This window comes from Emcibacter nanhaiensis (genome assembly GCF_006385175.1).
Lineage (GTDB): Bacteria > Pseudomonadota > Alphaproteobacteria > Sphingomonadales > Emcibacteraceae > Emcibacter > Emcibacter nanhaiensis.
This window is the reverse complement of sequence record NZ_VFIY01000018.1, coordinates 84,574-108,598: the sequence shown is the minus strand read 5'-3', so window position 1 is coordinate 108,598 and position 24,025 is coordinate 84,574. Positions and strand designations below refer to the sequence as shown.

Sequence of the window (24,025 nt, the reverse complement as noted above, 5' to 3'; positions counted from 1 at the left end):
TCTATAAAAAATCCATTTTCCACCTTGTTCGCAGCTGCGGAAGGCCCTATATGTGTGGCGTAAAGGTCCTGGGGAAAGTCTTCCCGATCACAGGACTGTCACAGTGGATGGATAAAGTATCTTTCCACCCACTCAGCGGGCCGTCTCGGCCCCTGACCGGTAAAGTACGATGATGAGGGACAAACAGACCCGCGGGGGTCTGCGGGGCCTTTTTGCGCGCCGAAAACAGAATTTGAATTAAGGGTATATTGTAAAAACTGGAGAAAAGAGATGACTATTGAACTGCCTGCACTGCCGTATGACATGAATGCGCTGGAGCCGCATATTTCCAAGGAAACCCTGGAATATCATTACGGCAAGCACCACAACACCTATGTGGTCAAACTGAACGGCCTGATTGAAGGCACCGAGCTCGCCGGCAAGTCGCTGGAAGAGATTGTCAAGGCCTCCAGCGGCGGCGTGTTCAATAACGCGGCCCAGGTCTGGAACCACACCTTCTACTGGAACGGCCTGAGCCCCAACGGCGGCGGCGCCCCGACCGGCGCCCTGGCGGACGCCATCAACGCCGCGTTTGGTTCTTTCGAGGAGTTCCAGGCCAAATTCACCGACAGCGCCGTGAACAACTTCGGCTCCGGCTGGACCTGGCTGGTGAAGAAAGCTGACGGGTCCCTCGACATCGTCAACACCTCCAATGCCGCCACCCCGCTGACCGACGATAGCGTCACCCCGCTTCTCACCTGCGACGTGTGGGAGCATGCCTATTACATCGATTACCGCAACGTGCGCCCGGATTACCTGAAAGCCTTCTGGGCCCTGGTGAACTGGGACTTTGTCGCCAAGAACTTCGGCTAACAGCCAGTCGTCTCAGGACAGGAAAGCCGGGCCTTATGGTCCGGCTTTTTTTATTTCTCCCCGTCAGCCGAACGGCCGGACCGGATCGCTGCCGTCCCAGGTCAGGGCCGCGCTGTACATGGCAGTAAAGGCTTCGTCGGTGGAGTCAGTATATTCAATCAGTTCCACCATGCCGGGCTGGTTGACGCCATTTTCCATATAGGCGACACGGCCGCCGGTCGGCACCCCGGCCAGGAAGGCGAGCTCATAGCCTTTTGCCTTATATCCTTCGATTTCCTCGTCGAACCGGGTGGTGGAGAGGCCGTAATGGTGGAAGCCATAGCCCCGGCTCTCGGCAAATTCCTTATAGACCGAGGGATTGTCGTCGAGCGGCTGGATCAGCTCGATATTCATATGGCCGGCGAAGGACATGGCGATAGTGCTGTCGGCTTTGGACGGGCCGCCGCGGTAGATCGGATCGATGCCGGTGAAATGGTCAAATACAAACCAGGGGCCCACTTTCAGGTCCCGGACCCAGTGGTCTATCGCCGCCTTAAGGTCCGGCACAATGAAGCCGGTCTGCATGATGCCGTCGTGCGGCTGGCCAAATCCGTAATGCATTTCCTGTTCCTCCCTTAGAAAATATTAGTAAGCCATACAAACTACTATGCTACCCTGCGCGCCGGAGAAGCACAAGCGCGGGGTGAGGGTTCGTTTTTTCATTTTTGGGGTCGGAATTTTGGTTTTTTCACGTATAAAGTAGCAGTAATTAAAAATGATTCTTAAAAAATGGTGTCTGATATGAATGTTCTCAAACTGCGTCGTTTTCTGGTTCTCGCTCATCTTTATCTCGCCAGTTTCCTGGCCCCGGCTTTCCTTTTGGTGGCCATCTCCGGCGGCATGCATGTGGCCGGGTTTGAGGAGAAGGTGGAGCGCACCCCGATCCAGCTTCCGGCCGGGACCATGCTGGACCCGAAAAGTCCGACCCTTGAAGAAGATGTGCGGGCCCTGCTGGCGGCCCAGAACATTGACGTGGAGTTTGAATATATCAAGGGCAAGGGCAATAATTTCATGACCCGGCCCACCTCCCGCACTTTTGTTGATTTCCAGGTGACGGGCGAGGGGGTGCGGGCGACCCTTAATGAGCCGAACCTGCAATATAGCCTGATGGAGCTGCACAAGGGCCATGGCCCGCTTGCCTTTCGCACCTATCTGATGGTGGTCGGCAGCGTGCTGTTCCTGTCGGTGGTCGGCGGCCTGATTGTCGGCCTGCTGGCGCCAAATTACCGCCGCCCGACCCTGATCACGGCAGCAATCGGCACGGCGGGGACGGCATTCCTGGCCCTGGCGATGTAACAACAAAAAAAGCCGGGCTCATCACCCGGCTTCTTCGTTTTAATCTGAATAAGGTTCTTTACGCCAGTCCGGCGGCCACCTCGAAATGGGCCTCGGTGGACGCCTTGACGTCCTCGACGGAGACTTCCGGGGCGAGCTCGACCAGGGTCACGCCGCTGTCTTTAATCTCGAACACGCCCACATTGGTGATCAGCATGTCGACCACGCCGGTGCCGGTCAGCGGCAGGTCGCAGGTCTTGAGGAACTTGGGGGTGCCGTCCTTGGCGGTATGATCCATGATCACCACCACTTTTTTCACGCCGGCCACCAGGTCCATGGCCCCGCCCATGCCTTTGACCAGCTTGCCCGGGATCATCCAGTTGGCGAGGTCACCGTTTTCCGCCACCTGCATGGCGCCGAGAATCGCCATGTTGATATGGCCGCCGCGGATCATGCCGAAGCTGTCGGCGGAGGAGAAATAGCTGGTTTTATCCAGTTCGGTGATGGTCTGCTTGCCGGCGTTGATCAGGTCCGGGTCTTCCTCGCCCTCATAGGGGAAGGGGCCCATGCCCAGCATGCCGTTTTCGGACTGCAGGGTTACTTCCATGCCGTCCGGGATATAGTTGGACACCAGGGTCGGGATACCGATGCCGAGGTTGACGTAGAAGCCGTCTTCCAGTTCCTGCGCCGCACGGCGGGCCATGTCATCTCTGTTCCAAGGCATGATTATTCTCCTCTCGCGCGGGTGGTGACTTGTTCGATGCGTTTCTCGGGCGCCTTGCACTCGATAATCCGCTGCACGAAAATGCCCGGGGTATGGATCTGGTCGGCATCAAGTTCGCCCACTTCCACCAGTTCCTCCACCTCGGCGACGGTCACCTTACCGGCGGTGGCCATCATCGGGTTAAAGTTGCGCGCGGTCTTGCGGTAGATCAGGTTGCCTTCCTTGTCGCCCTTCCAAGCTTTGACGATGGAGACATCGGCCACCAGGCCGGTTTCCATGATATAGGTCTCGCCGTTGAACTCTTTGTGTTCCTTGCCCTCGGCGATGATGGTGCCGACCCCGGTCTTGGTGTAAAAGCCCGGAATACCGGCGCCGCCGGCCCGGCAACGCTCTGCGAGCGTGCCCTGGGGATTGAATTCCAGTTCCAGTTCGCCGTTAAGATACTGGCGTTCGAATTCCTTGTTCTCACCCACGTAGGAAGAGATCATTTTTTTGATCTGGCGGGTCTGCAGCAGCAGGCCGAGCCCGAAATCATCCACACCGGCGTTATTGGAGATGGCGGTAATTTCTTTGGTGCCGCTGTCGCGCAGTGCGATAATCAGCTCCTCGGGGATGCCGCACAGGCCGAAGCCGCCGGCCATGACGGTCATGCCGTCAAACAGGATGCCCTCAAGGGCCGCCGCGGCACTGTCATAAACTTTCCTCATAATTGTTCAACCTCCTGAACTTGGCTTTGTCAGCGTCCGGTCTTGGCCACAGGATTTTTTGGGCAACCGGATTTTTTATGGTTCTTCCGGCTTCTCTGTAATACAGCCCGGCAGGGGCTGCCATAATACTTTGGTGCCGGTTGTGCTCACCTTACTTGCCGAGGCTGCTTTGTGCAATGCAAAAGAGGCGGAATAGCGCCCCTCCGTTCAAAGGGTTGAATTTCACGCAGCAGTGACCAAATTTTGTCCATATTTGCCGCTAGGTTCATTTTTCCGGCCGGAAATCAGGCCGCGATTTGGCGACCTCTTCGGGCTTGGGAGCAAAACGGGCTTGAGGGTGATTCGCCAGTTTGTTACTGTAGCGCAAACCAGAATATTCAGAGGATCATATGAAGACTATTGGTACCGGTTTTTTCGTTTTACTTGTGACAGTGCTTTTTTCCGGCACAGCGGCCCAGGCCGACAGCCGGCAATTGCTCGGCAGTTTCAAAAGCTGGGACGCCTTTGTACTGAAGAAAAGTGACGGGGAAAAAGTCTGCTACATGATCTCGGTACCGAAGCGGAAGCTGCCGGCCAGCCTCAAGCACGGCAATCCCTTTATTACCGTGTCGCACAAGCCGAAACGCAAGATTTCCAATGAGTTAAATTTCGTGGTCGGTTACAGCTTCAAGAAGGATTCCACAGTGACCATGGTGGTGGACAAGGGACGCAGCTTCAAGCTGTTTACCTCCGGCGACGGCGCCTGGGGTTATGACGCCAAGCAGGACAATGCCATGGCCTCCGCCATGAAGCGGGGCATGAACGTGGAAATGCGGGGTACCAGCGGCCGCGGCAACGCCACAAGCTATCAATTTTCACTTTCCGGCTTTACGGCGGCCCATAACGCCATTACAAAGGCGTGCCGCTGAGGACAGCGGGGATAAGTTGACGGAGGCCCTGTAGGGCACAAGGACATGCAGACACTTCCATTAGGCACAGAACCGGTGGTCGGGCCCCGCCCGCAGTTCCGGGAAGACCGCACCCTGATCGGGCTCACCCGCGATGAAATCGCCGAGCGCCTTAAAGGGATCGGTGTGCCGGAAAAACAGTGCCGCATGCGGGCCCAGCAGATCTGGTCCTGGATCTATCATTTCGGCGCCCGGGGCTTTGGCGAGATGACCAACATCTCGAAGACACTGCAGGCCCAGTTGGCGGAGCATTTCGAAATTGGCCGGCCCGAGATTATCGAGGCGCTGGTGTCCGTCGACGGCACCCGCAAGTGGTTGATGCGGTTTCCCGACGGCAACGAGGTGGAGACGGTCTTTATTCCCGAGGAAGACCGCGGCACGCTGTGTGTGTCTTCGCAGGTGGGCTGTACGCTGACCTGCCGCTTCTGCCATACCGGCACCCAGCGGCTGGTACGCAACCTGACCCCCATGGAAATCGTCATGCAGGTATTGGTCGCCCGCGACGACCTGGGCGAATGGCCGACCCCGAAAGAGGGCCGCATGTTGTCCAACATCGTGATGATGGGCATGGGCGAACCGCTTTATAATTTCGACAATGTGAAAAAGGCGCTGAAGATCATGATGGACGAGGGCGGGATCAGCCTGTCCAAACGCCGCATCACCCTGTCCACCTCCGGCGTGGTGCCGGAAATGAAACGCTGCGGCGAGGAAATCGGCGTCAACCTGGCCATTTCCCTGCATGCGACCGACAATGACACCCGCAGCCGGATCATGCCGATCAACAACAAATATCCGCTGGAAGAACTGCTCCAGGCCTGCGCCGACTATCCCGGTGCCAGCAACAGCCGCAGGATCACCTTCGAATATATCATGCTCAAGGATGTCAATGACACCGACGAGGACGCCCGGCGGCTGGTCAAGCTGCTCAAGGACTATAATATCCCGGCCAAGGTCAACCTGATCCCGTTTAACCCCTGGCCGGGCTCCGAGTTCGAACGCTCCACCGACAAGCAGATCAAGCGCTTTTCCGATATCGTCTTTGGCATGGGTATTTCCGCACCGGTGCGCAAAACCCGGGGCGAGGATATCCTGGCCGCCTGCGGCCAGCTCAAGTCAGAGAGCGAGAAAAAGCGCAAAAGCGAACTGATCAGGGAAATGCAGGCCGCGCAGGAAGCTCAGGCCTGAGAGCGTCTCAGAAATTTCTTTTCAATGATGCCGGACAGGCGATGCTCGAACCCTTTGGGTTTCCCGGCCATGATCCACAGCAGAATATGAGTGACAGCATAAGTCAGCACTCCACAGCCGATTTTGGCAGTGAGGGTCAATGACTTGTCGGCAATGGTTTCATGGGGCAGGTAAGAATTCAAGACCAGCAGGCACAGCGCCATGACCGCGGCCGAGACCATGCTGCGCCAGGGCGCGAACATCAGGCGCAGCAGCGGCAGGTCCAGCAGTTTCTGCACGATTAACATATTCAGCACCAGTTGCAGGATCTGGCGGGCGGCAATACCATAGACCGCGCCGATAAAGCCAAAATAGTGGACCCCGGTGATGACAAAGACAGGCAGGGCGAGAAACATCATCAGTTCGCGGAAAAACAGGTATTTTGTGTCGCCGTGGGCCATGGCGACAAAAATGGCGATGGAGCCCATCATGCTGAACGCCGACGCGGCGGCCAGGATCTGGACGATGGGAATGGCGTCGAGCCAGTTGGGACCATAGACCAGATAGATAAATTCCGGTGCAATCAGGGCAAAGCCGATGCCGATCGGCTGGCTGAGTCCGGCCAGGAACTGGGCGCTTTCCAGGACCTTTTCCCGCATATAGTCCCGTTTCCCCGCAATCATGGCGAAGCCGGGATAAAGCGCCCGGTTCAGCGGCATAACCAGCTCATAGGTGGGCATGAACGCCACGGTTTTACCGATGTGGTAGATGCCGGTCGCTGCAGTACCCAGGAAATGGGCGACAAAAAACTTGTCCAGGTTTGTAGACAGGGACTGCAGGATATTGACGCCTGACATCCAGCCGGAAAAGCTGAAGATACGGTCAAAGGAGGCAAAGCAGAACCGGGGCAGGTAGGGGATCATGAGATAGCTGATGGTCATCCTGCTGGCCGAACCGAACACCAGGCCGATGATCATGGCCCAGTAACTGCGCAAGGTGAAGGCGAGGTAGATGGTAACGGTGAGGGTCAACAGCTTGGTGCCCAGGGTGATGACCATTTCCCGGGTAAAATCCAGGTTCTTTTCGAACACAACAAACCTGGGGTTTTCGAACCCGTCAATGAGCGGTATCACCGCCATCAGCAGGATGACGTGGGCCACGCGCGGTTCGCTGACAATATCGGGGACAAAAAACGTGCTTGCCAGAATAGCCACGCAAACCAGGATTCCGCGGCATATATTGAGGGTCCAGGCCGTATTATAGTCGTTGTCGCCGGCATCCCGGTATTTGATTAGCGCCTGTCGGGAGTTAAACTGGCTCATGCCTTCCAGAATGGCGTAATAGGAAGACGCAATCGCGACGATCCCGAAGTCTTCCGGCACCAGAAGCCGGGCCAGGACAATGGTGCTGAGCATGCCGAGCAGGCGGGTGCCGAACCTGGTAAAGGCCATCCAGGCGGCGCCCTTCATGACACGGGAGGAAATATTCTCCTCGGAACTATTGTCTTCGCTGCTCATATCTCTAACGTCCGCTGGCAGTTCAGAGGCCGGTTATCCGGGCGATTTCCGTAACGATACGTTCCGCTGTCTTGCCGTCCCACAAATCCGGTTTGGTGCCGGATATCCATTGTCCGGCGAGGACCTTCTCCACATTTTCCTGAAGCTCGTCCGTGGGAATCAGCTTGTTGGTGCCCTGGGTAATGGTGATCGGGCGCTCGGTGTTTTCCCGCAGGGTCAGGCAGGGGACATCCAGATAGGTGGTTTCTTCCTGAATGCCGCCGGAATCGGTGATGATCAGTTTGGCGTCCTTGACCAGGCTCATGAAAGGGGCGTAACTGACCGGCTCTACCAGCGTAAGTCCTGCCGTCTGGTCCAGCTTGTCCCATAGTCCGAACTTTTCCAGGTTTTTCCGGGTGCGCGGGTGAACCGCAAACAACAGGTCAATCTTACCCGCCACCGCCATGATCTGATTCATCAGTTTGGTCAGGGTCTCCTCCTCATCCACATTGGAGGGGCGGTGCATGGTAACAACACCGTAATTGTCCGGCGTCAGGCCGAATTTGGCGGGTGCATTCTCGCTCTCGATACGATCACGCAGCAATTCGAAACTGTCCATCATGATGTTGCCGACCCTGATGATGCGGCTGTCGGGATGGCCCTCCCGTTTCAGGTTCTCATCAGCGTCGGGGGACGGGGTCCAGAGGTAATCGGCAATGGCATCGGTGATCAGCCGGTTGATTTCCTCCGGCATGCGACGGTCACCGCTCCGGAGGCCGGCTTCCAGATGGGCCACCGGGATATGCAGTTTGGTGCCGACCTGGGCGCAGGCCGAAGTGCTGTTCACGTCGCCAACAACCACCAGCAGGTCCGGACGTTCAACCTCCATGCAAATTTTTTCATAGGCGATCATGACGCTGCCCACCTGGTAGGCGTGGGTGCCGCCGCCGACGCCCAGATGGTAATGGGGCTGGGGCAGCATCAGGTCCTCAAAAATGCTGTCGGACATATTGGCGTCATAATGCTGGCCGGTATGAATGATCTTGACCTCACACCAGTCCTGTTTGCTCAGAGCATGATAAAGCGGAGCAATTTTCATGAAGTTCGGGCGCACTGCCGCGATCAAATGAATGATTTTGGTCATGATCAGATTTTCCTCAATGCTGGCGCCCCGATCACTGCCGGGACATTTTGTTCTGTTTTATCAAGTTCTTTCTGCAGTACAACCCTGGTCATCACCATAATTGCCAATAAGTGGTAGTATAGGTCGAAAGTCGCCAGATTCACAAAAGCACCCGCACTGGCATAGCCGACCATACTGACCTGTATCATTTCGGCCAGGTCCCCACACCATTTGAGGTCCCGTCGGCCTGCCGATCGTTTCTTGATGGTGTTGCCGGTGGCATAGGTTGTCAGCGCCAGCAACAGGAAGATCAGATAGCCGGCATAGCCTTGTTCGCCAATCACTTCGAAATGAACACTGTGCACGGCACGGCCGACCTCGCCGGGGAGGAGATATTTGGACCTGACCCCTTCATCATAAAAGACATTGTAGCCACCCCCCAGGATGGGGTTGTCATTGGCAATCTTAACGGCCACACGCCACATGGTGATACGTCCCTGGGCGGAGGCATCTTCCTCAAAATGCTCAATGGTAATCATGCGTTCTTTCCAGCTGTCGGGCATGAAGAAAAACGCAATAAGGGCGAGAAACGGCAGCAGGAAAAAGATAATGGCCAGTCGCTTGGTCTTATAGGCCCAGAAAGAGAACATACAGATCATGCCGACCAGGGCGCCACGGGACTGGGTGCCGAAAATGGACAGAATTTCGCAGGCCATCAGGCCGAAGACCGCCAGCCGGAGCCACTTGTGTTGTGTGTTCTGATACAGGTAGTAGGTCAGGGGAACAATCATCAGCAGTACAAGAGCGAAATGGTTGTTGTCCCCGAAAAAGCTGCCGGGGGCGCCCCACACGCGGCCGCCGCCGCCGGTCAGGATGGTAAAGATACCGCCCTTGAAGGCATAAAAACCGATGGACAGGACGATGACCCAGATCAGGGAGTTGATGCGCGATTTGGACTGCATGATCAGCATGGTCACAAAGGTGAACAGCAGGATCTTGATCACAGTGAGATATTTCGGGATTGCCACGTCATAGTCGATGGCGACGATCGTCGAAAGGCTGACCCAGACAACATACAGTGCCAGAAGCCAGGTTATCGGGTGCTGCGGGAGGGACTTTTTTTCCTTGGTAACCAACAGGGCGAGAATGGTTGCCGCCGCCAGAAAATCCAGAAAGTTGAAAAAATAAGCGAAGCCATAGGCCAGCTTGTGGGGATTCATATAGGAAATCCATGACCAGGCCAGAACCCCTACCTGAGGGTACTTGAGAATGAAGGGGATAAGGCCAAATATGATGATGCTTAGAAGTATATCACGCATGGATCGGTTTTCTGTTATTGTTTGCGGTATGTTTTGTAGTGGATATTAGTTAACATTTTTGAAACCGCTAAGCTTTAAATAGTGATTATATCATAATTTTTCGGAGGTCCCATGTTTGAGATAGTCCTTGCAGGTTTCATTTTGATGATCCTCTATGTCATATATCTTTCTGTGACAAAGGATGACTATGCGGACACCAAAAAAGAGAAGTTCGACCCGCGGACATATCAGTCCAAAAAGAAAACCGGAAAGTAACCGGTCATGTTTGACAGGAAGAATATCCAGAGCGCCGGTCTCGACGGCGACCAGCCCCTGCTTACGGTGGTGATCGACACCGAGGAGGAATTTGACTGGGCGGCGCCGTTTGACCGTGACAGCAGGTCGGTGAACTGTATTTCCCACCAACACCTGGCGCAGGAGGTTTTCCGGAAACATCAGATCATTCCCACCTATGTGATCGATCATGCGGTGGCGGAGGATGATACGGCGGTGGGTATTCTCCGGGAATGGATGGAGCAGGGAAGCTGCCTGATCGGCACCCACCTGCACCCTTGGGTCAATCCGCCCTATGACGAGGAAGTCTGCGTCCACAACAGCTATCCCGGCAATCTGCCCTATGAACTGGAAAAGGCCAAGCTGGAAGTCCTCACGGAGCTGATCGAACGGAAAACGGGTCGCCGACCGGTGATCTACAAGGCCGGCCGTTATGGCGCCGGCCCCAACACGTCCCGGATCCTGGCCGAACTGGGCTACGAAATTGATACCAGCGTGGTAGCCGATACGAATTTTTCCCATGATACCGGTCCCGATTTCCGCGGCCTGCCGACCCAGCCCTACTATTTCCACTATGGTAACCGTCGATTCCTCGAACTGCCCAACAGCCGCGGCTATGACGGTCTGCTGGCCCGCTGGGGCAGTACACTCTATCCGCTGCTGGCCGGTCAGTCCGGCATCCGCTCCCTGATGGCGGGGGTGTTGTCGAAACTGTCCCTGCTGGAACGCATCCCCCTGACGCCGGAAGGAATCCACGCAGAAGATCATATCCGCATGACCCGGCGCATGTATTCGATCGGCCATCGGGTGTTCAATTACGCCTATCACAGTTCGAGCCTGATGGTCGGCGGCTCGCCCTATGTGAAGGACCAGGGTCAACTCGACAAATTCCTCGAGGACATGGATGTCTATTTCAGCTTTTTCATGAATGATCTTGGCGGCCGGTCGGCCAATCCCCTAGAACTGCAGCAGATGCTTAAGGGCTGAGCTCATTGGTTTTTCAGGGGTTTTTGATGTAATTTACCAGATATTCCAGGGTGTAGAGCCGGTTCAGCTGTTCGGCGCTGTTGATATGGTCGAGCCGGAAGTATCGGCTCATCGCCGGACAAGCGCTGTCGATGATACCGTTCAGATACTCCTCCGTCATGTAATAGGGCTTTTGCAGTTTACGCATCCTGTTTTTCAGGGCGAAGATATGCTGGCGCAGGCCGATGGGTTTGTTGATGTCCATCCAGCCTGCCATCCGGGCGCCCAGCGGTGCCGGCGCGGCCAGGTTATAGCCGTAGTCCGTGTCGTAGCTGGCCAGGACCGGATCAAGCTTGCGGATCATGGCGGCCTCGAAATTACCATAGTATTTCATGCTCAGCGGCACCGGCATGGCGGACTGCAGGACCGAATAGCGGGTGAAGGGGGTCAGTGCCGGCCCGAACCGGTTATTGAGGGTGTTATTTTTTCCCATCCAGTAGCGCAGGCGGAACAGCGGGTATATGGCTTCCGCTTCAGTCCGGGTCAGTTGATCCGTTGTCTTGTCCAGCACGGTGCGGATTTTCTGCGCCAGTCGTTCCCGATAAAGCCGTTCGCTGAATTCTTCGGTCGTACTCGCCGGGTCATACTGGCTGTAAAAAGTCTTGATCATGTCCTCGACGGTGAGGGGCTGGTCCGGCAAATGGAAGAAATCCCGGTAGATTTCACCGCCGCCGCCGTTCAGGGCCAACGCGCCGCCGTCCACCCGTTCACGCCGGGTTTCCAGATTAAGGCCGTTGTCGAAAATGCCTTCATTGGGGATGCCGTCCATGACAAAGAAATTTTTTGCCACAATGGCGGGATAGTCCTCTGCAGTCGGCGGGACTGACTGTGACTTGTCCTGATGGGTCAGGGGGATGTTCTCGCCCGCTGCAATGGCTTTGGCCACCATGACATCGGGATCATTGTCGGCCCCATAGACATGCACCTTTGGCCGGCTGCCGGCCTGTCGCAACAGGGCCAGCATCAGCCGGGAATCGTAGCCGCCGGACAGCGCCGTATCGATATTGTCCCGGAATTGGCCAACGACCTGGGAGAACTGGGTCTTCAGCGCTTCCAGACAATCATCAGTCAGTTCATCCTGGCTGCCGTTGATCGGGCGCAGGAACATGTTGAAGGAACGGGGGCGTCGCTGCGGTGCCTCTCTTTCTTCCCACTCATAGACGGCATGGCTGTCTGCCATGCGGATTTCATGGAACGGGGTGTCGTTGCCATAAGTGGCGCCCTGGAACACATATTCATAAAGCCCCTGGGGGTTGGGTTTCAGGGAGTTCATGGCGGAAGCCGCCGCGACAAAGGAAGAACCCCAGACTGTATGGTCCTCGCTGTGGAACAGCCGGTAGGTGCCTAGCGGATCGCCGAAGATATAGAGCTTGCCGCCCCGGGACAGGACAACTGTGAAACTGCCGTCAAACAATGTGGGATCGATGCGCGCCGGGCTGAAGGTCTTGAACAGTTTCTCACTGGCGTCAAGGCCATAGCAGCCATCATAGAACAGGGTGCCGACGGAAAAACAGAAGTCGCCGTTCCCATGTTCGTAAAGCCGGGGAACCGGGGAGACCAGCTTGTCATACAGGTAAATGGTTTTGTCGGCGCAGGTCAGGATCAGCGGATTGGAAAAGCCGGCCCGGGACAGGGCCGTGAGTGCCGCCTGTTTGCGCGGTTCACTGAGTCGCTGTTCCTGCAGGATCAGAAAGGCGCCCATCAGCTTGCTCCTTTATTGAGGAGCCAGTCCAGGGTGGCGTCGGCGACCGCCTGCCGCCAGACTTCGCTGGAGAATGTATGATCGCTTTCCGGAATATCAACACGGGCGAAATCCCGGTTTTTCAGGGCCGCCTGCCAGTCGCGGGAGCCTTTGACCAGATCGTCGAATTCCCGGGCCACAAGGTCGTTGTCACACTGGACCAGAAGCACCCGACCGTTGAAGCCCTGCAGTCCCGCAAGCATCCGGTCGGGGAAATTTTCGTCGGCGATCTCTGCTGCGGGTGTCGACGGTGTGTCTTCTGCCGGGGCGGGGAACCTGCCGCCGAGCGCTTTTTTGATATTGCTGAGCAGACCACCGAGGGCGCCGGTGATATTCATTTTGCCGGAGAAGAGCTTTTTCCAGAACTCCGGATCCTTGAGGCGGTCGGTGTAATAATGCTTGACGTAAGCCCTGGCAAGGCCGGCTTCGCTGCGGACCCACGGATTGGCCAGGCCGAGCCCGGACACCGCGGGATGGGTCTGGGCGCCGAGCAGGCAGGCCGAGGCCCCCTCGCACAGACCCCAGATGACCACATTGTTGATGGCGGGTTCCCGGGCGAGGAATTCATCGACCGCCCGGTGAATATCTTCGCTCACCCGCTGGAAACCGGGATAGTCGCCGCTGCTGTCACCAATGCCGCGGTAATCAAAGCGCATGGCCGGGACCCCGCGCCTGGCGCTATGACGGGCCAGGTGGACATATTGCCGGTGGGCGCCGATCCGGTACTGGGGGCCGCCAACCACGATCAGCAGTCCGGTATCGGATTTTGCGGGTGCGGCATGATGGATGATGCCGGTGACGGTCTCCTTATGGATGTCAAAGGCGAACGCTTCTTCATTGAAGGAGTCAGTCATCAGCCGCTCCCTTCATCAGTTTCCGGGTCGCTTCGCTGAAGCCGTCCGCCCATTCCGGTTCCTGCAGGGTCCAGAACTGGATATCTTTGACGGCCAGGGACTCACAAGTCACCCCGTCGGCGGTCCATTTCTCCAGTACTTTCCGGGAGCCCGGCCCGATCTCAGGGTCTTCCTTCAGGGAAATCTCGATCCACTTGACCCGGGTTTCCGCCGGCAGCGTGAGTTTTGCCAGGGACAGCTCTCCCATGGAATTTGCGATGTCCGGGGTCAGGTCATAGCCGGCGATCTCGAGGGTTTCACCGCGACCCAGAGCCTCGGTCAGATCCTTACTGGTCAGGGCCTGTGGGCCGATGCCGCCGGTAAATTCCCCGGCCAGCTTGATACGCAGGAACTGGCCGACAAAGTTTTTGCCGTTGGTGACCGGCTGCCACAACAGGATCAGCGGGCAGGGCGTCTTGGTTTTCCCGATAAAGTCTGCCGCCAGCAGGGCGCCGGTGCGCTTGGCCCACAGGCCGGCAAAGGGACGTCCTTGCGCGTTGACCCATGCCACGGCCGCGCCGAGATCGGCCAGCCAGGTGTCCCAGGCCGTTTCCCCATAGGTACCTTCGCTGTCGCCGGTACCGAACAGGTCAAGCAACAGCACGCCGTAGCCCTGTCCGGCGAGCGAGCGGGCCTGGCGGGCGATCATGTGCCGCGAGCGGTTGAGTTCTTCTGCGAACGGGGGACAAAAAATAAGGTCGCCAAGGGGGGCGACCTCCTTCGAGGGCGGAAAGTAATTCCCGAACAGATGTCCTTTGACACTTTTAAAGAAAAAAGGTTCCACTTGGACAGCTCTCCCCGGGAATACCCTGCTTGATCAGGCTGCTTTTTCTTCCACGAAAGAGCACAGCGCACCGAAGGTTTCAAAAGTTTCGGCGCTGATTTCATCATCCTCGATGTAGATGTCGAAATGTTCCTCGATAGAGGTAACCAGCATGGCGACGGCCATGGAGTCAAGCTCCGGCAAGTTGCCGAGCAGGGGCGTATCCGCCTCGATATCGTTGGCGCGGTCGCCAAGTTGAAGTGTTGCTTTAAGCACTTCCCTTACATCTTCAATTACTGACATTCTACAGCCTTGTTCTCTTGGTCATTAAATTCTACAGCTAAAAACGAGCCCTTATACTATAAGCGTCCTGCGAAATAAAGGCCGAACAAAAATTCCTGAAATCCGGCTTATTCCCCAGGTAACGCCCTTGATAATGCGGCAGAAAAATTAAAAACAGGTTTCTTTTTCCGGCTCAGGGAAAAATCAAAGCGCGGCGGCACTGAAGACCAGCAGATCTGCAGCGGGCCAATGTTGAGGAAGGTGGCCCGGCCGATTTCGCGGGCACCCATCCGGGCGTGGGATAGTTTGGAGTTCGGGTTATAGCTGGAGATCCGGCTCAGGGAATTAACGAGCCCGCGCTCGGTCATCCGGCGCGCTCCCTCGCTCCACAGCGTCATGAAGGCCCGGGTCATGCGGAATTCCGGTTCCACATGGACGCCAAAATCCCAGGCATTGTTTGCCGGCGGCACGAATGTGGCCCGGACCTCATCCTCGTTGTAGGGCCCGGCGGTATACCAGAGCAGGGCGGCGATCTGGCCTTCCTTCAGGGCGGCAAGGCAGGTGGCCTGCTGGCCAAAGCGATAATCCAGTACGTCCTGGCCCAAAAGCTCGCGCAGAGCCTCGTTGTCGGCTGTCAGTTCCGCCACCTCGAACGCGCTTTTCCGGCGCGCCGGTTTGACCAGACTCCCGAGCGGCTGGGTATAATAAAGATAGCGGTGAACGGAACCGATCCCCAGTCGGCACAGAATGACATCTGCCCCATAACAAAATGTGGAATATACCCCGAGCTGCTGAAAGGAGGTTCTGAACCAGTTAAACATTTGGCCTGTCCATAGCGTTATTCTTATTGTCCTTTGCGTGTCTCCGCTTCTACAGGACTTACGTTAATAAAATAAAAATGGAAAGCATTCAAATTATGGTTAATATGGTTTGTCAGGGGCGTGTTAACATTTGACGGGAAATTATTGAACGGGTTTGGTTTTTCTTTGTAAGCTGTTCATATTTCTCTAACTATTCTTCACTATCTTACGGTCCAACTGTAACAAGAAAAAGAATTCTCTCATCATGATAAACAAGCTATCGGATTTTGTCAGAAAGCAATCGATCAGCCGTCCGGACCATACGGCGATTGTGTTCAAGGCAGAGGAAGTATCCTACGGTGAGTTTGCCCGGCTGAACGGTGTGTTCGGTGCGGCATTAATGGCCGCCGGTATGGCGAAAAACGACCGCGTGGCGGTGTTCCTGCCGAAACAGATCGAGACCGTTGTCACGGTTTTTGGCGCCTCGGAGGCTGGCGGCGTGTTCGTCCCGGTGAACCCGACCCTGAAGGCGCGCCAGGTGGCCTATATCCTGAACGACTGCAATGTCCGCTATCTGGTGACCAGCGCCGACCGGCTGGCGGGGCTGGCCGAGGAACTGCAGGACTGCAGCGATCTCAAGCAGGTGATTCTGGTTGGGAAAATACCCGACAGTCTGCCGGAACTGGATGTGGGGATCGGCTCCTGGGAAGACTTTATGGCGACCGGCGAGGGACGTGAGTGCGTCGGCCATCCGGTCATTGACGCCGATATGGCGGCCATCCTCTATACGTCCGGCAGTACCGGCATGCCCAAAGGAGTGATTGTTTCCCACCGCAACCTGATTGTCGGGGCGGAAAGCGTGTCCACCTACCTGAAAAATACACCGGAAGACAAGATCCTGAGCGTTCTGCCATTGAGCTTCGATGCCGGCTTCAGCCAGCTGACCACGGCATTCCGGGTCGGCGCCACGGTGGTGCTGATGAATTACCTGCTGCCGCGGGATGTGATCCGCCAGGCGGCCAAGCACAGCGTTACCGGGATCACCTGTGTGCCGCCGCTGTGGATCCAGCTGGTGGACATGGACTGGCCCCCGGAGACGGTGGACAATATCCGCTATATCGCCACCACCGGCGGCCGGATGCCGGTTCATGTGACCAAATCCTTCCGCCAGAAGCTGCCGAAGACAGATATCTATCTGATGTACGGCCTGACCGAGGCGTTTCGCTCCACCTATCTGCCGCCGGAGGAAGTGGACCGGATCCCCGACTCCATGGGCAAGGCCATTCCCAATGCGGAAATCATGGTGGTCCGCGAAGACGGCACGCCGTGTGATCCGGGGGAACCGGGGGAACTGGTACACCGCGGCGCCTTGGTGGCGCTGGGCTACTGGAATGATCCGGAACGGACCGCTGAACGCTTTAAACCGGCCCCGGGCCAGCCAGAGGGTATTCCGATGCCGGAAATCGCCGTCTGGTCAGGGGACACCGTCAAGAAGGACGAGGACGGGTTCCTCTATTTTGTCGGTCGCCGGGACGAGATGATCAAAACCTCCGGTTACCGGACCAGCCCGACCGAACTGGAAGAAACCATTTATGCCAGCGGCCTGATCGGCGAGATCGCCGCCATCGGCGTGGAACATGAACAACTGGGGCAGGCCATCTGGATTGTCGCCACCGGCAAGGAAGGCGCCAAGCTGGACGAGGACGCCGTGCTGGCCTATTGCCGGGCGGAACTGCCCAGCTACATGGTGCCGCACAAGATCATAGAATGGACTTCTCTGCCGCGTAACCCGAACGGAAAAATTGATCGCAAGGCCATTGCCGCTGAAGTGACGAAATAAGAAAAACAAGGATCAAGGCATTGACGGAAAAGAAAAAACCGCAGCATGCACCAATCACAGGTTATCCTGTCGTTGATGGCGAAATCACCCTCGGCGGGATCAAATTGTCGCGCCTCGCCAACCGGGTAGGCTCGACCCCGTTCTTCGCCTACGACCGCCGCCTCATGACGGCGCGGGTCGAGGAGATGCGCAAATATCTGCCGAAACAGGTGCAGCTTCATTACGCCATGAAGGCAAACCCGATGCCGGCGGTGGTGCATCACATGGCCTCCCTGGTGGACGGTCTGGATGTGGCCTCCAGCGGGGAAATGGCGGTGGCGCTGGACACCGGCACCTCACCGGAACTGATCAGCTTTGCCGGGCCTGCCAAGACCGACCAGGAACTTTCCCAGGCGGTGGCGGCCGGGGTGGTACTCAATATGGAATCCTTCGGTGAAATGCGCCGGGCTGCCGCCTTTGGCGAACAGCAGGGCATCCGGCCCAAAGCGGCGATCCGCGTCAATCCGGATTTCGAGTTGAAATCTTCCGGCATGAAAATGGGCGGCGGCCCGAAACAGTTCGGCGTCGATGCCGAGCAGGTGCCGGACATGCTGAAGGAATTTGCCGCACTGGACCTGGACTTCCAGGGTTTTCATATTTTCAGCGGCTCCCAGAACCTGCGCGTCGACAGCATCCTGGAAACCCAGGAAAAAACCCTTGATCTGGCGATCCGGCTGGCCGGTGATGCGCCCTGCGAGCCGCCGACCGTCAATATCGGCGGCGGCTACGGCATTCCCTATTTCCCGGGCGAAGAACCGCTCGACCTGAAGGCGGCCGGGGCCGGGCTTGGCGAGCTGCTGCCGGCGTTTGAGGAAAAACTGCCCAATGCGGAAGTGGTAATCGAGCTTGGCCGCTTTTTTGTCGGCGAGGCCGGCATCTATGTGAGCAAGATTGTCGATCGCAAGGTTTCCCGCGGCCATACCTTCCTGATGACCGACGGCGGCCTGCACCATCATCTGGCGGCCTCCGGCAACTTCGGCCAGGTCATTCGCAAGAACTATCCGGTGGAAATCGGCAACCGCATGGCAGCGGGCGAAAAAGAAGAGGCCAGCGTGGTTGGCTGCCTCTGTACGCCGCTTGACCTGCTGGGCAATAAAATGGAACTGCCGGTGGCGGAAATCGGGGACTATGTGGTCCTGTTCCAGTCCGGCGCTTACGGACTGACCGCCAGCCCGACGGCCTTCCTCGGCCACGAGGCGCCGAAGGAAATACTGGTTTAAGGGGACCCGGATGACTGGACTCACAGGTTGGCAGGGGCATGCTGGTGATGAAAGCGCCTCAGGCGTACTGATCGGCGAAATGGCCGGATGCCTGATCCGGGCGGAGCATGAACAACATCTCCGGGACAAGATCCGGAAATTCGCCTCCTCCGGGGGGGCGCTGGCCGTTGTGCCGACGCACAACCATGGAACACTGGCGGTCAAAGGGCCGGTACAGGCCGCGGTGTCGGGGATCGTGCGCTGGCAGGACAGGGACCTTGCTACCATCGCGAAGAGCGACAATGACGCGGCCGCCCTGATCGAGGGCTATCGCCGTCATGACGTCGAGGTCTTTACCCTGATGCAGGGCCCCTGGTCGGCGGCGCTGACCGATCAGGAAAAAGGCGAAGCCGTTATCGCCATTGACCGCACCGGTATCAATTCGCTCAGTTATGCCGTTGGACCGGGGGGAAGCTTCATCTTTTCCACCGTTACTGACGCAGTACGGCTGTTTCCCGGTCTGGAAACCACCATCAGCCCGCAATCGGTGTACAATTATCTCTACTATTTCGTCGTTCCGTCGCCGACCTCGATCTATGACCAGATGCGGAAGCTGGAACCGGCCCAGTATGTCAAATTCTCCAATGGTCGGGCCGAAACCGGGTTCTACTGGTCCATGCCCTATACCACCGAGACCTCCGGCAATCCCAAGGAGTGGAAGGACGCGCTGTGGGCCCTGCTGGACAAAAGTTTCGAAAAAGTGCTGGGCGATACGGACCGCGCCCATCTCGGCGCGTTCCTCAGCGGCGGGCTGGACAGCAGCACGGTCGCCGGCCTGTTGAAAAAACATAATGGCGACGGCAAGACCTTCACCATTGGCTTTCATGAATCCCGGTATGACGAAAGCGGCTATGCGCGGCTGGTGGCGGAACATTTCCACACCGATCATCATGAATATTTCATGGAGCCGGGTGACGTGGAAAAGGTTATGGCGCAGATCGCTGACATCTATGACGAACCTTACGGTAATCACTCGGCGGTGGCAGCCTACTATTGTGCCAAAATGGCGCGGGACAGCGGGGTGACAACCCTTCTGGCCGGGGACGGCGGCGACGAGATATTCGCCGGCAATGAACGCTATGTCATGATGAAAAAGATCGAGAAATATGCGGTCATTCCGGCGCCATTCCGGAAATTTTTCATGGAGCCCATCCTCGCGCTGCCGGGCATGCAGCATATCCCGGTGGTGTCCAAGGCGCGCAGCCTGGCCCGCAGGTACGCCACGCCGATGCCGGAACGGCTCTATTCCTACAGCTTTATTGCCGGGGTCGAGCCGCTGGACATCTTCCGTCCGGAATGTCGCGAGGGCCTGGATGTGGAAATGCCACTGAACCTGATCCGCCAGACCTATCATCGCCATGAAAATACCCAGATGCTGCAGCGAATGATGCATATGGACATGCAGATCACCCTGGCCGACAATGACCTGCGCAAGGTCAACCAGATGTGCCGGCTGGCTGGCGTGGATGTGCATTATCCTTTCCTGGAGGATGAACTGGTGGAATTCGCCGCCAGCATTCCGGTCGATGTGATGCTGCCCGGCTACAAGCTGCGGGATTTCTTCAAATATGCCATGAAAGGATTCCTGCCGGACCAGACCCTGACCAAGGAAAAGCACGGTTTCGGCCTGCCGTTCATGGTCTGGATTCACCAGGACCGCAAGCTGAACGACCTGGTGACCGATAATGTGTCGGATTTCAAGAGCAGGGGCTATCTGGAAAATGATTTCCTGGACGAAGTGATTGCCTCGTGCAGTCGCCCTGATGACCCCGGCGCGGGACTGGCCTGGGACCTCGCCATGCTGGAAATGTGGCTTAAGACTCACTATTAGGAACGTTAACTATAATATTATCATAATTGGATTTTGTAGGACATATGATGTAATATGCAGCGCGAGCGGGGTGAGGCGCAGATTTCACCAGCGGAGACGAACTGTCCTATTTAAAAAACCATACATGTTTGCATTAATTTAACAATTTTGCGCTAAACATAAGGTTGAGAATGCATACTGGGGTGACCTTGATAGGGGCATCAATAAAGAATTGTAATAGATGGAAGGGAATGTGCTGTGAATAAGAATAAATTTAAAATCACAAATATCCGTGGCGCCATGGCCAAGCTGGCTATGGTTCTTGGTCTGCTGGCAGTGGCCGGTTGTGGGGCAAAAGACGGCGGTCTGCCGTCAGCAGGTTTTGTGCCGATCAATGAGGGGCCGGGTGAGCCTTATGTTGTTGGCCCGCTTGACAATCTGGAGATTTTTGTCTGGCGTAACCCTGAGCTCTCCACCAGCGTGACAGTACGCCCGGACGGACGTTTCTCCGTGCCTCTGATCGATGACATGGCCGCCACCGGCCGCACACCGACCCAGCTGGCCCGGGATATCGAGAAAAAACTCGCTGAATATATCCAGAGTCCGATTGTGACCGTTATCGTCAGCGGCTTCCAGGGCCCGTTCGCCCAGCAGGTGCGCGTTGTCGGTTCTGCAACACAGCCGCAGGCCATTCCGTACCGCGCCAATATGACGCTTCTGGACCTGATGATTGCTGTTGGCGGCACCACTGAATTTGCCGCCGGTAACCGGGCGGTTCTGGCGCGTGTCGAAAACGGTACACAGAAGGAATATAACGTCCGTATTGATGATCTTCTGAAAGACGGCGATACCAGCGCCAATGTGAAGATCAACCCGGGTGACGTGGTCATTATTCCGGAAAGCTTCTTCTAAGAGTTGAAAGGGCCGGGCGGAACTCCGCCCGGTTCGTATCTTCCGCCGGCGTCGGGGGGCGCCGTGAAGGTGGAAAACTAGTTACTAGGTTTGGGATATCGAGAAAGACATGCAGGAATTATATCAACAGTTACTTTCCATCTTATATGGTGTCTGGCGCAAGCGGCACTTTGCCTTGGCTGTCTCCTGGGTGGTTTGCATTGCGGGCTGGATGTATGTCGCCCAGATTCCCAACAAATATGAATCCAGTGCCCGGATTCATGTGGATGCGGAAACCATGCTCAAGCCCCTGATGAAAGGCCTGACCGTTTCCAATAACGTATATGACCAGGTTCGCCTGATGCGCCAGACCCTGATCAGCCGTCCCAATATCGAGAAAGTTATTCGCATGACCGACCTCGATATGACGGTGACCTCAGAAGAGGAAACCGAAAAGCTGGTTGAAGCCCTGAGCGAAGATATCAAAATCAATATCCAGGGCGCCGCCAACCTGTTCCAGATTTCCTATGAAAACAGCAATCCGGCCGTGGCCAAGAAAGTTGTCCAGTCGCTCCTGAATATCTTCATCGAGGACAAGCTGGCAACGGGCCGCAAGGACCTGTCCTCTGCCCTGCGCTTCATTGAAGAACAGATCCGCGAATATGAAGAGCAGATGGAAATTGCCGAGCAGCGGACCGCCGAATTCAAGCAGAAAAACATGTCTTTCCTGTCCAGCCAGGGGAAATCCTATTTCGACCAGATGCAGCAGGCCCAGGAAGACGTTGCGATTGTGAAAAACCAGATCAGCGAATATCGCAACAAACAGAAACAGATGAAAGCCTATCTGGAAAATATTCCGCCCTATCTGGCGTCAGGCTCAGGCACCGGTCCGGCAATCGGCGGAGCAGGACCTTCCACGTCCAGCAACCTGGCCAACCGGATTTCCATCCTGGAGCAGCGGCTGGATGACCTTTATGCCCGCGGCTACAAGGATCAGCATCCTGACGTGAAGATTATCATGAACCAGATTGCGGACCTGCAGGCCAAAATGGCTGAGGAGCAGGCTGAACTGGCCAAGGCCCTGGAGGAAGGGGATACCGAGAAACTCCAGAATACAGCCGGAGTACGGCCCAACCCGGTCTACGACCAGCTGAATATGAATATTATCGAACTGGAAGGTGAAATTGCCAGCCTGCAGGCGCGACTTGCACAGAAGGAAGACGAGGTCAAACGGCTGTCTTCTTATGCCCAGCGCGTGCCGGAAGTGGAGGCTGAACTTGCCCGCCTGAACCGGGACTACGGCATTATCAAGCGAAACTACAACGAACTTCTCGAGAAACGTGAGTCGGCCCGGATTTCCCAGGACCTGGAGACCAAATCCGATCGTGTACAGTTCCGGGTGATTGAGCCGCCACAGGAAGCGCGTGAACCCAGCAGTCCGAACCGTCTCCTTTATGTGGTTGCAGTGCTGTTTATCGGCCTCGGGGCAGGAGTTGGTGTTGCTTTCCTGATGAGCCAGATGCATTCAACCTTCTCAACCGAGCAGCGGTTGCGGGATATTCTGTCCCTGCCGGTGCTGGGAAGTATTTCCGCCATTCCTTCTCCGCAGGAACTGCGGGGCAGAAAACGTAAACTGATCCTGTTCTCCATCATGTTGGCAGGACTGTTCATCTCCTGCGTCAGCGTTTACGCAATGATGAATTACTATTACGTGCCTACAGTGTAAATTCTGAATTTATAAGAAGAAAAACCATGAGTTTGATCGAAAAAGCTGCAGAGAAGATGAAGAAAACGGAAAGCCTTGTGGAAAAGGCCGCCAGGAAAGCGGCTGAAAATTCTGCAAAGGCGGAACCTGCTGCTCAGACCTCTGCCAATCAGGTAGCTTCAGAAACACCCGCACCGGCTCCGGCCCCGGAAAAGCCGGTTCAGGCCGAGCCGGTTGCTCAAGCGGAGCCCATGGCTGAGCCACAGGCTGCATCCGCACCGGTGTCCAGGTCACACGGGCGTCGGAGCCGCCACGTCGATATCAATTTCGACGAGCTTCGGGCGCAGAATATTCCGGTTCTCGAAACCGATCATTCTATTATTTCCGAAGAATTCCGGATCGTTAAACGGAGCCTGCTGCTCAATGCTTTTGCCAAGGGTGATGCGGCCATCAAGAATGGCAACATCATCATGGTGACCAGCACCCAGCCGGATGAAGGCAAAACCTTCTGCGCCGTCAGCCTGGCTATGAGCATGGCCATGGAACGGGACCTGACGGTTCTGCTGATTGACGCCGATGTGGAAAAGCCCGATGTGATGAAACGCCTGGGGGTCAAGGCGGACAAGGGGCTGATCGATGTGATCGAGGATAAGAGCCTGGATCTGTCAGATTGCCTGCTGAGAACCAATATTCCGAACCTGTCGCTTCTGCCGGCGGGGAAAAAGCACCGCCTGACGACCGAACTGCTCGCCAGTGAGCGGATGGGTGAGATTGTTGACGAAGTGGCGAAGCGCTATCCGGACCGTGTGATCATCATTGATTCACCGCCGGTTCTGGCCAGCAGCTCGGCTTCCGTTCTGGCCCTGAGCGTAGGACAGGTCCTGTATGTTGTAGAAGCCGATAAAACGCGCGAGATCGATCTCAAGGAAGCCTTGTCCATGATCGGCTCCTGTGAGCATATCAATCTGCTTCTGAACAAATCGCGTTTCTCGGGCGGCAAGAAGAAATTCGGATCCTATTACGGCTACGGCCACCATTAATAATAAAAATTAGGGGC

Annotated in this window: 22 protein-coding genes; 11 read left to right on the top strand and 11 right to left on the bottom strand. The window is 56.5% G+C overall.

The window, feature by feature from the left end:
• The first annotated feature begins 270 nt into the window (after window positions 1-270).
• Window positions 271-852: a superoxide dismutase [Fe] gene (gene sodB / locus FIV46_RS14575; RefSeq protein ID WP_139941664.1), complete on the top strand. Its 582-nt coding sequence runs from the start codon at window positions 271-273 to the stop codon at window positions 850-852.
• 63 nt (window positions 853-915) lie between these two features.
• Here the strand turns inward: sodB and FIV46_RS14570 are convergent, their stop codons facing one another.
• Entirely contained in the window at window positions 916-1,452 is a 537-nt protein-coding gene (locus FIV46_RS14570; RefSeq protein ID WP_139941663.1) for a VOC family protein, read from the bottom strand.
• A gap of 180 nt (window positions 1,453-1,632) precedes the next feature.
• Here FIV46_RS14570 and FIV46_RS14565 point away from each other — a divergent pair, with 180 nt between their 5' ends.
• Entirely contained in the window at window positions 1,633-2,187 is a 555-nt protein-coding gene (locus FIV46_RS14565; protein ID WP_139941662.1) for a hypothetical protein, read from the top strand.
• 58 nt (window positions 2,188-2,245) lie between these two features.
• On the opposite strand, the gene FIV46_RS14560 is transcribed toward FIV46_RS14565, so the two are convergent.
• Together FIV46_RS14560 and FIV46_RS14555 are read right to left on the bottom strand one after the other, a co-directional pair.
• Window positions 2,246-2,890, bottom strand: coding sequence for a CoA transferase subunit B (locus tag FIV46_RS14560; protein ID WP_139941661.1), 645 nt, complete (start codon window positions 2,888-2,890; stop codon window positions 2,246-2,248).
• 2 nt (window positions 2,891-2,892) lie between these two features.
• Window positions 2,893-3,597 carry a CoA transferase subunit A gene (locus tag FIV46_RS14555; RefSeq protein WP_139941660.1) on the bottom strand — a complete coding sequence of 235 codons (705 nt, stop codon included), beginning with the start codon at window positions 3,595-3,597 and terminating at the stop codon, window positions 2,893-2,895.
• Between the two features lie 389 nt (window positions 3,598-3,986).
• On the opposite strand from FIV46_RS14555, the gene FIV46_RS14550 reads away from it, so the two are divergent.
• Window positions 3,987-4,505 carry an invasion associated locus B family protein gene (locus tag FIV46_RS14550; RefSeq protein WP_139941659.1) on the top strand — a complete coding sequence of 173 codons (519 nt, stop codon included), beginning with the start codon at window positions 3,987-3,989 and terminating at the stop codon, window positions 4,503-4,505.
• 45 nt (window positions 4,506-4,550) lie between these two features.
• Complete coding sequence (rlmN, locus tag FIV46_RS14545) at window positions 4,551-5,729, top strand: dual-specificity RNA methyltransferase RlmN (protein WP_139941658.1); 1,179 nt, start codon at window positions 4,551-4,553, stop codon at window positions 5,727-5,729.
• Here the strand turns inward: rlmN and FIV46_RS14540 are convergent.
• Genes FIV46_RS14540 through FIV46_RS14530 form a run of 3 tightly spaced genes read right to left on the bottom strand, consistent with a single transcriptional unit; the run spans window position 5,720 to window position 9,646 of the window.
• On the bottom strand, window positions 5,720-7,225 hold the full coding sequence (locus FIV46_RS14540; protein WP_139941657.1) for a lipopolysaccharide biosynthesis protein: 1,506 nt from the start codon (window positions 7,223-7,225) through the stop codon (window positions 5,720-5,722). The two genes, rlmN and FIV46_RS14540, sit on opposite strands and share 10 nt — an antisense overlap.
• A gap of 22 nt (window positions 7,226-7,247) precedes the next feature.
• Window positions 7,248-8,348, bottom strand: coding sequence for a non-hydrolyzing UDP-N-acetylglucosamine 2-epimerase (gene wecB, locus FIV46_RS14535; protein ID WP_139941656.1), 1,101 nt, complete (start codon window positions 8,346-8,348; stop codon window positions 7,248-7,250).
• Window positions 8,349-8,350: 2 nt separating this feature from the next.
• Window positions 8,351-9,646 (bottom strand): putative O-glycosylation ligase, exosortase A system-associated, encoded by a 1,296-nt coding sequence (locus FIV46_RS14530; RefSeq protein ID WP_139941655.1) that lies wholly within the window; start codon window positions 9,644-9,646, stop codon window positions 8,351-8,353.
• A 261-nt stretch (window positions 9,647-9,907) separates the two neighbouring features.
• Here FIV46_RS14530 and FIV46_RS14525 point away from each other — a divergent pair, with 261 nt between their 5' ends.
• Window positions 9,908-10,906: a polysaccharide deacetylase family protein gene (locus tag FIV46_RS14525; protein WP_139941654.1), complete on the top strand. Its 999-nt coding sequence runs from the start codon at window positions 9,908-9,910 to the stop codon at window positions 10,904-10,906.
• Between the two features lie 13 nt (window positions 10,907-10,919).
• Here the strand turns inward: FIV46_RS14525 and FIV46_RS14520 are convergent, their stop codons facing one another.
• The 5 genes from FIV46_RS14520 to FIV46_RS14500 form a co-directional block, all read right to left on the bottom strand.
• Complete coding sequence (locus tag FIV46_RS14520) at window positions 10,920-12,647, bottom strand: asparagine synthetase B family protein (RefSeq protein ID WP_139941653.1); 1,728 nt, start codon at window positions 12,645-12,647, stop codon at window positions 10,920-10,922.
• Entirely contained in the window at window positions 12,647-13,540 is an 894-nt protein-coding gene (locus tag FIV46_RS14515; RefSeq protein WP_139941652.1) for a hydrolase 1, exosortase A system-associated, read from the bottom strand. Before FIV46_RS14515 ends, FIV46_RS14520 begins: the two co-directional genes overlap by 1 nt.
• Window positions 13,533-14,363: a hydrolase 2, exosortase A system-associated gene (locus tag FIV46_RS14510; protein ID WP_139941651.1), complete on the bottom strand. Its 831-nt coding sequence runs from the start codon at window positions 14,361-14,363 to the stop codon at window positions 13,533-13,535. Before FIV46_RS14510 ends, FIV46_RS14515 begins: the two co-directional genes overlap by 8 nt.
• Before the next feature lie 33 nt (window positions 14,364-14,396).
• A complete protein-coding gene (locus FIV46_RS14505; protein WP_139941650.1) occupies window positions 14,397-14,645 on the bottom strand; it encodes an acyl carrier protein in 249 nt (82 codons plus the stop codon).
• Window positions 14,646-14,752: 107 nt separating this feature from the next.
• Window positions 14,753-15,445 carry a hypothetical protein gene (locus FIV46_RS14500; RefSeq protein WP_139941649.1) on the bottom strand — a complete coding sequence of 231 codons (693 nt, stop codon included), beginning with the start codon at window positions 15,443-15,445 and terminating at the stop codon, window positions 14,753-14,755.
• A gap of 244 nt (window positions 15,446-15,689) precedes the next feature.
• On the opposite strand from FIV46_RS14500, the gene FIV46_RS14495 reads away from it, so the two are divergent.
• From FIV46_RS14495 to FIV46_RS14470, 6 genes are all read left to right on the top strand, one after another.
• Window positions 15,690-17,264 carry an acyl-CoA ligase (AMP-forming), exosortase A system-associated gene (locus tag FIV46_RS14495; protein WP_139941648.1) on the top strand — a complete coding sequence of 525 codons (1,575 nt, stop codon included), beginning with the start codon at window positions 15,690-15,692 and terminating at the stop codon, window positions 17,262-17,264.
• Between the two features lie 20 nt (window positions 17,265-17,284).
• Entirely contained in the window at window positions 17,285-18,523 is a 1,239-nt protein-coding gene (locus tag FIV46_RS14490; RefSeq protein WP_139941647.1) for a pyridoxal-dependent decarboxylase, exosortase A system-associated, read from the top strand.
• 10 nt (window positions 18,524-18,533) lie between these two features.
• On the top strand, window positions 18,534-20,393 hold the full coding sequence (locus FIV46_RS14485) for an asparagine synthetase B family protein (protein ID WP_139941646.1): 1,860 nt from the start codon (window positions 18,534-18,536) through the stop codon (window positions 20,391-20,393).
• Between the two features lie 279 nt (window positions 20,394-20,672).
• On the top strand, window positions 20,673-21,284 hold the full coding sequence (locus FIV46_RS14480; RefSeq protein ID WP_379955564.1) for an XrtA/PEP-CTERM system exopolysaccharide export protein: 612 nt from the start codon (window positions 20,673-20,675) through the stop codon (window positions 21,282-21,284).
• Between the two features lie 109 nt (window positions 21,285-21,393).
• Entirely contained in the window at window positions 21,394-22,989 is a 1,596-nt protein-coding gene (locus FIV46_RS14475) for an XrtA system polysaccharide chain length determinant (protein WP_139941645.1), read from the top strand.
• Between the two features lie 26 nt (window positions 22,990-23,015).
• Window positions 23,016-24,008 carry an XrtA-associated tyrosine autokinase gene (locus FIV46_RS14470; protein ID WP_139941644.1) on the top strand — a complete coding sequence of 331 codons (993 nt, stop codon included), beginning with the start codon at window positions 23,016-23,018 and terminating at the stop codon, window positions 24,006-24,008.
• Window positions 24,009-24,025: the final 17 nt, after the last annotated feature.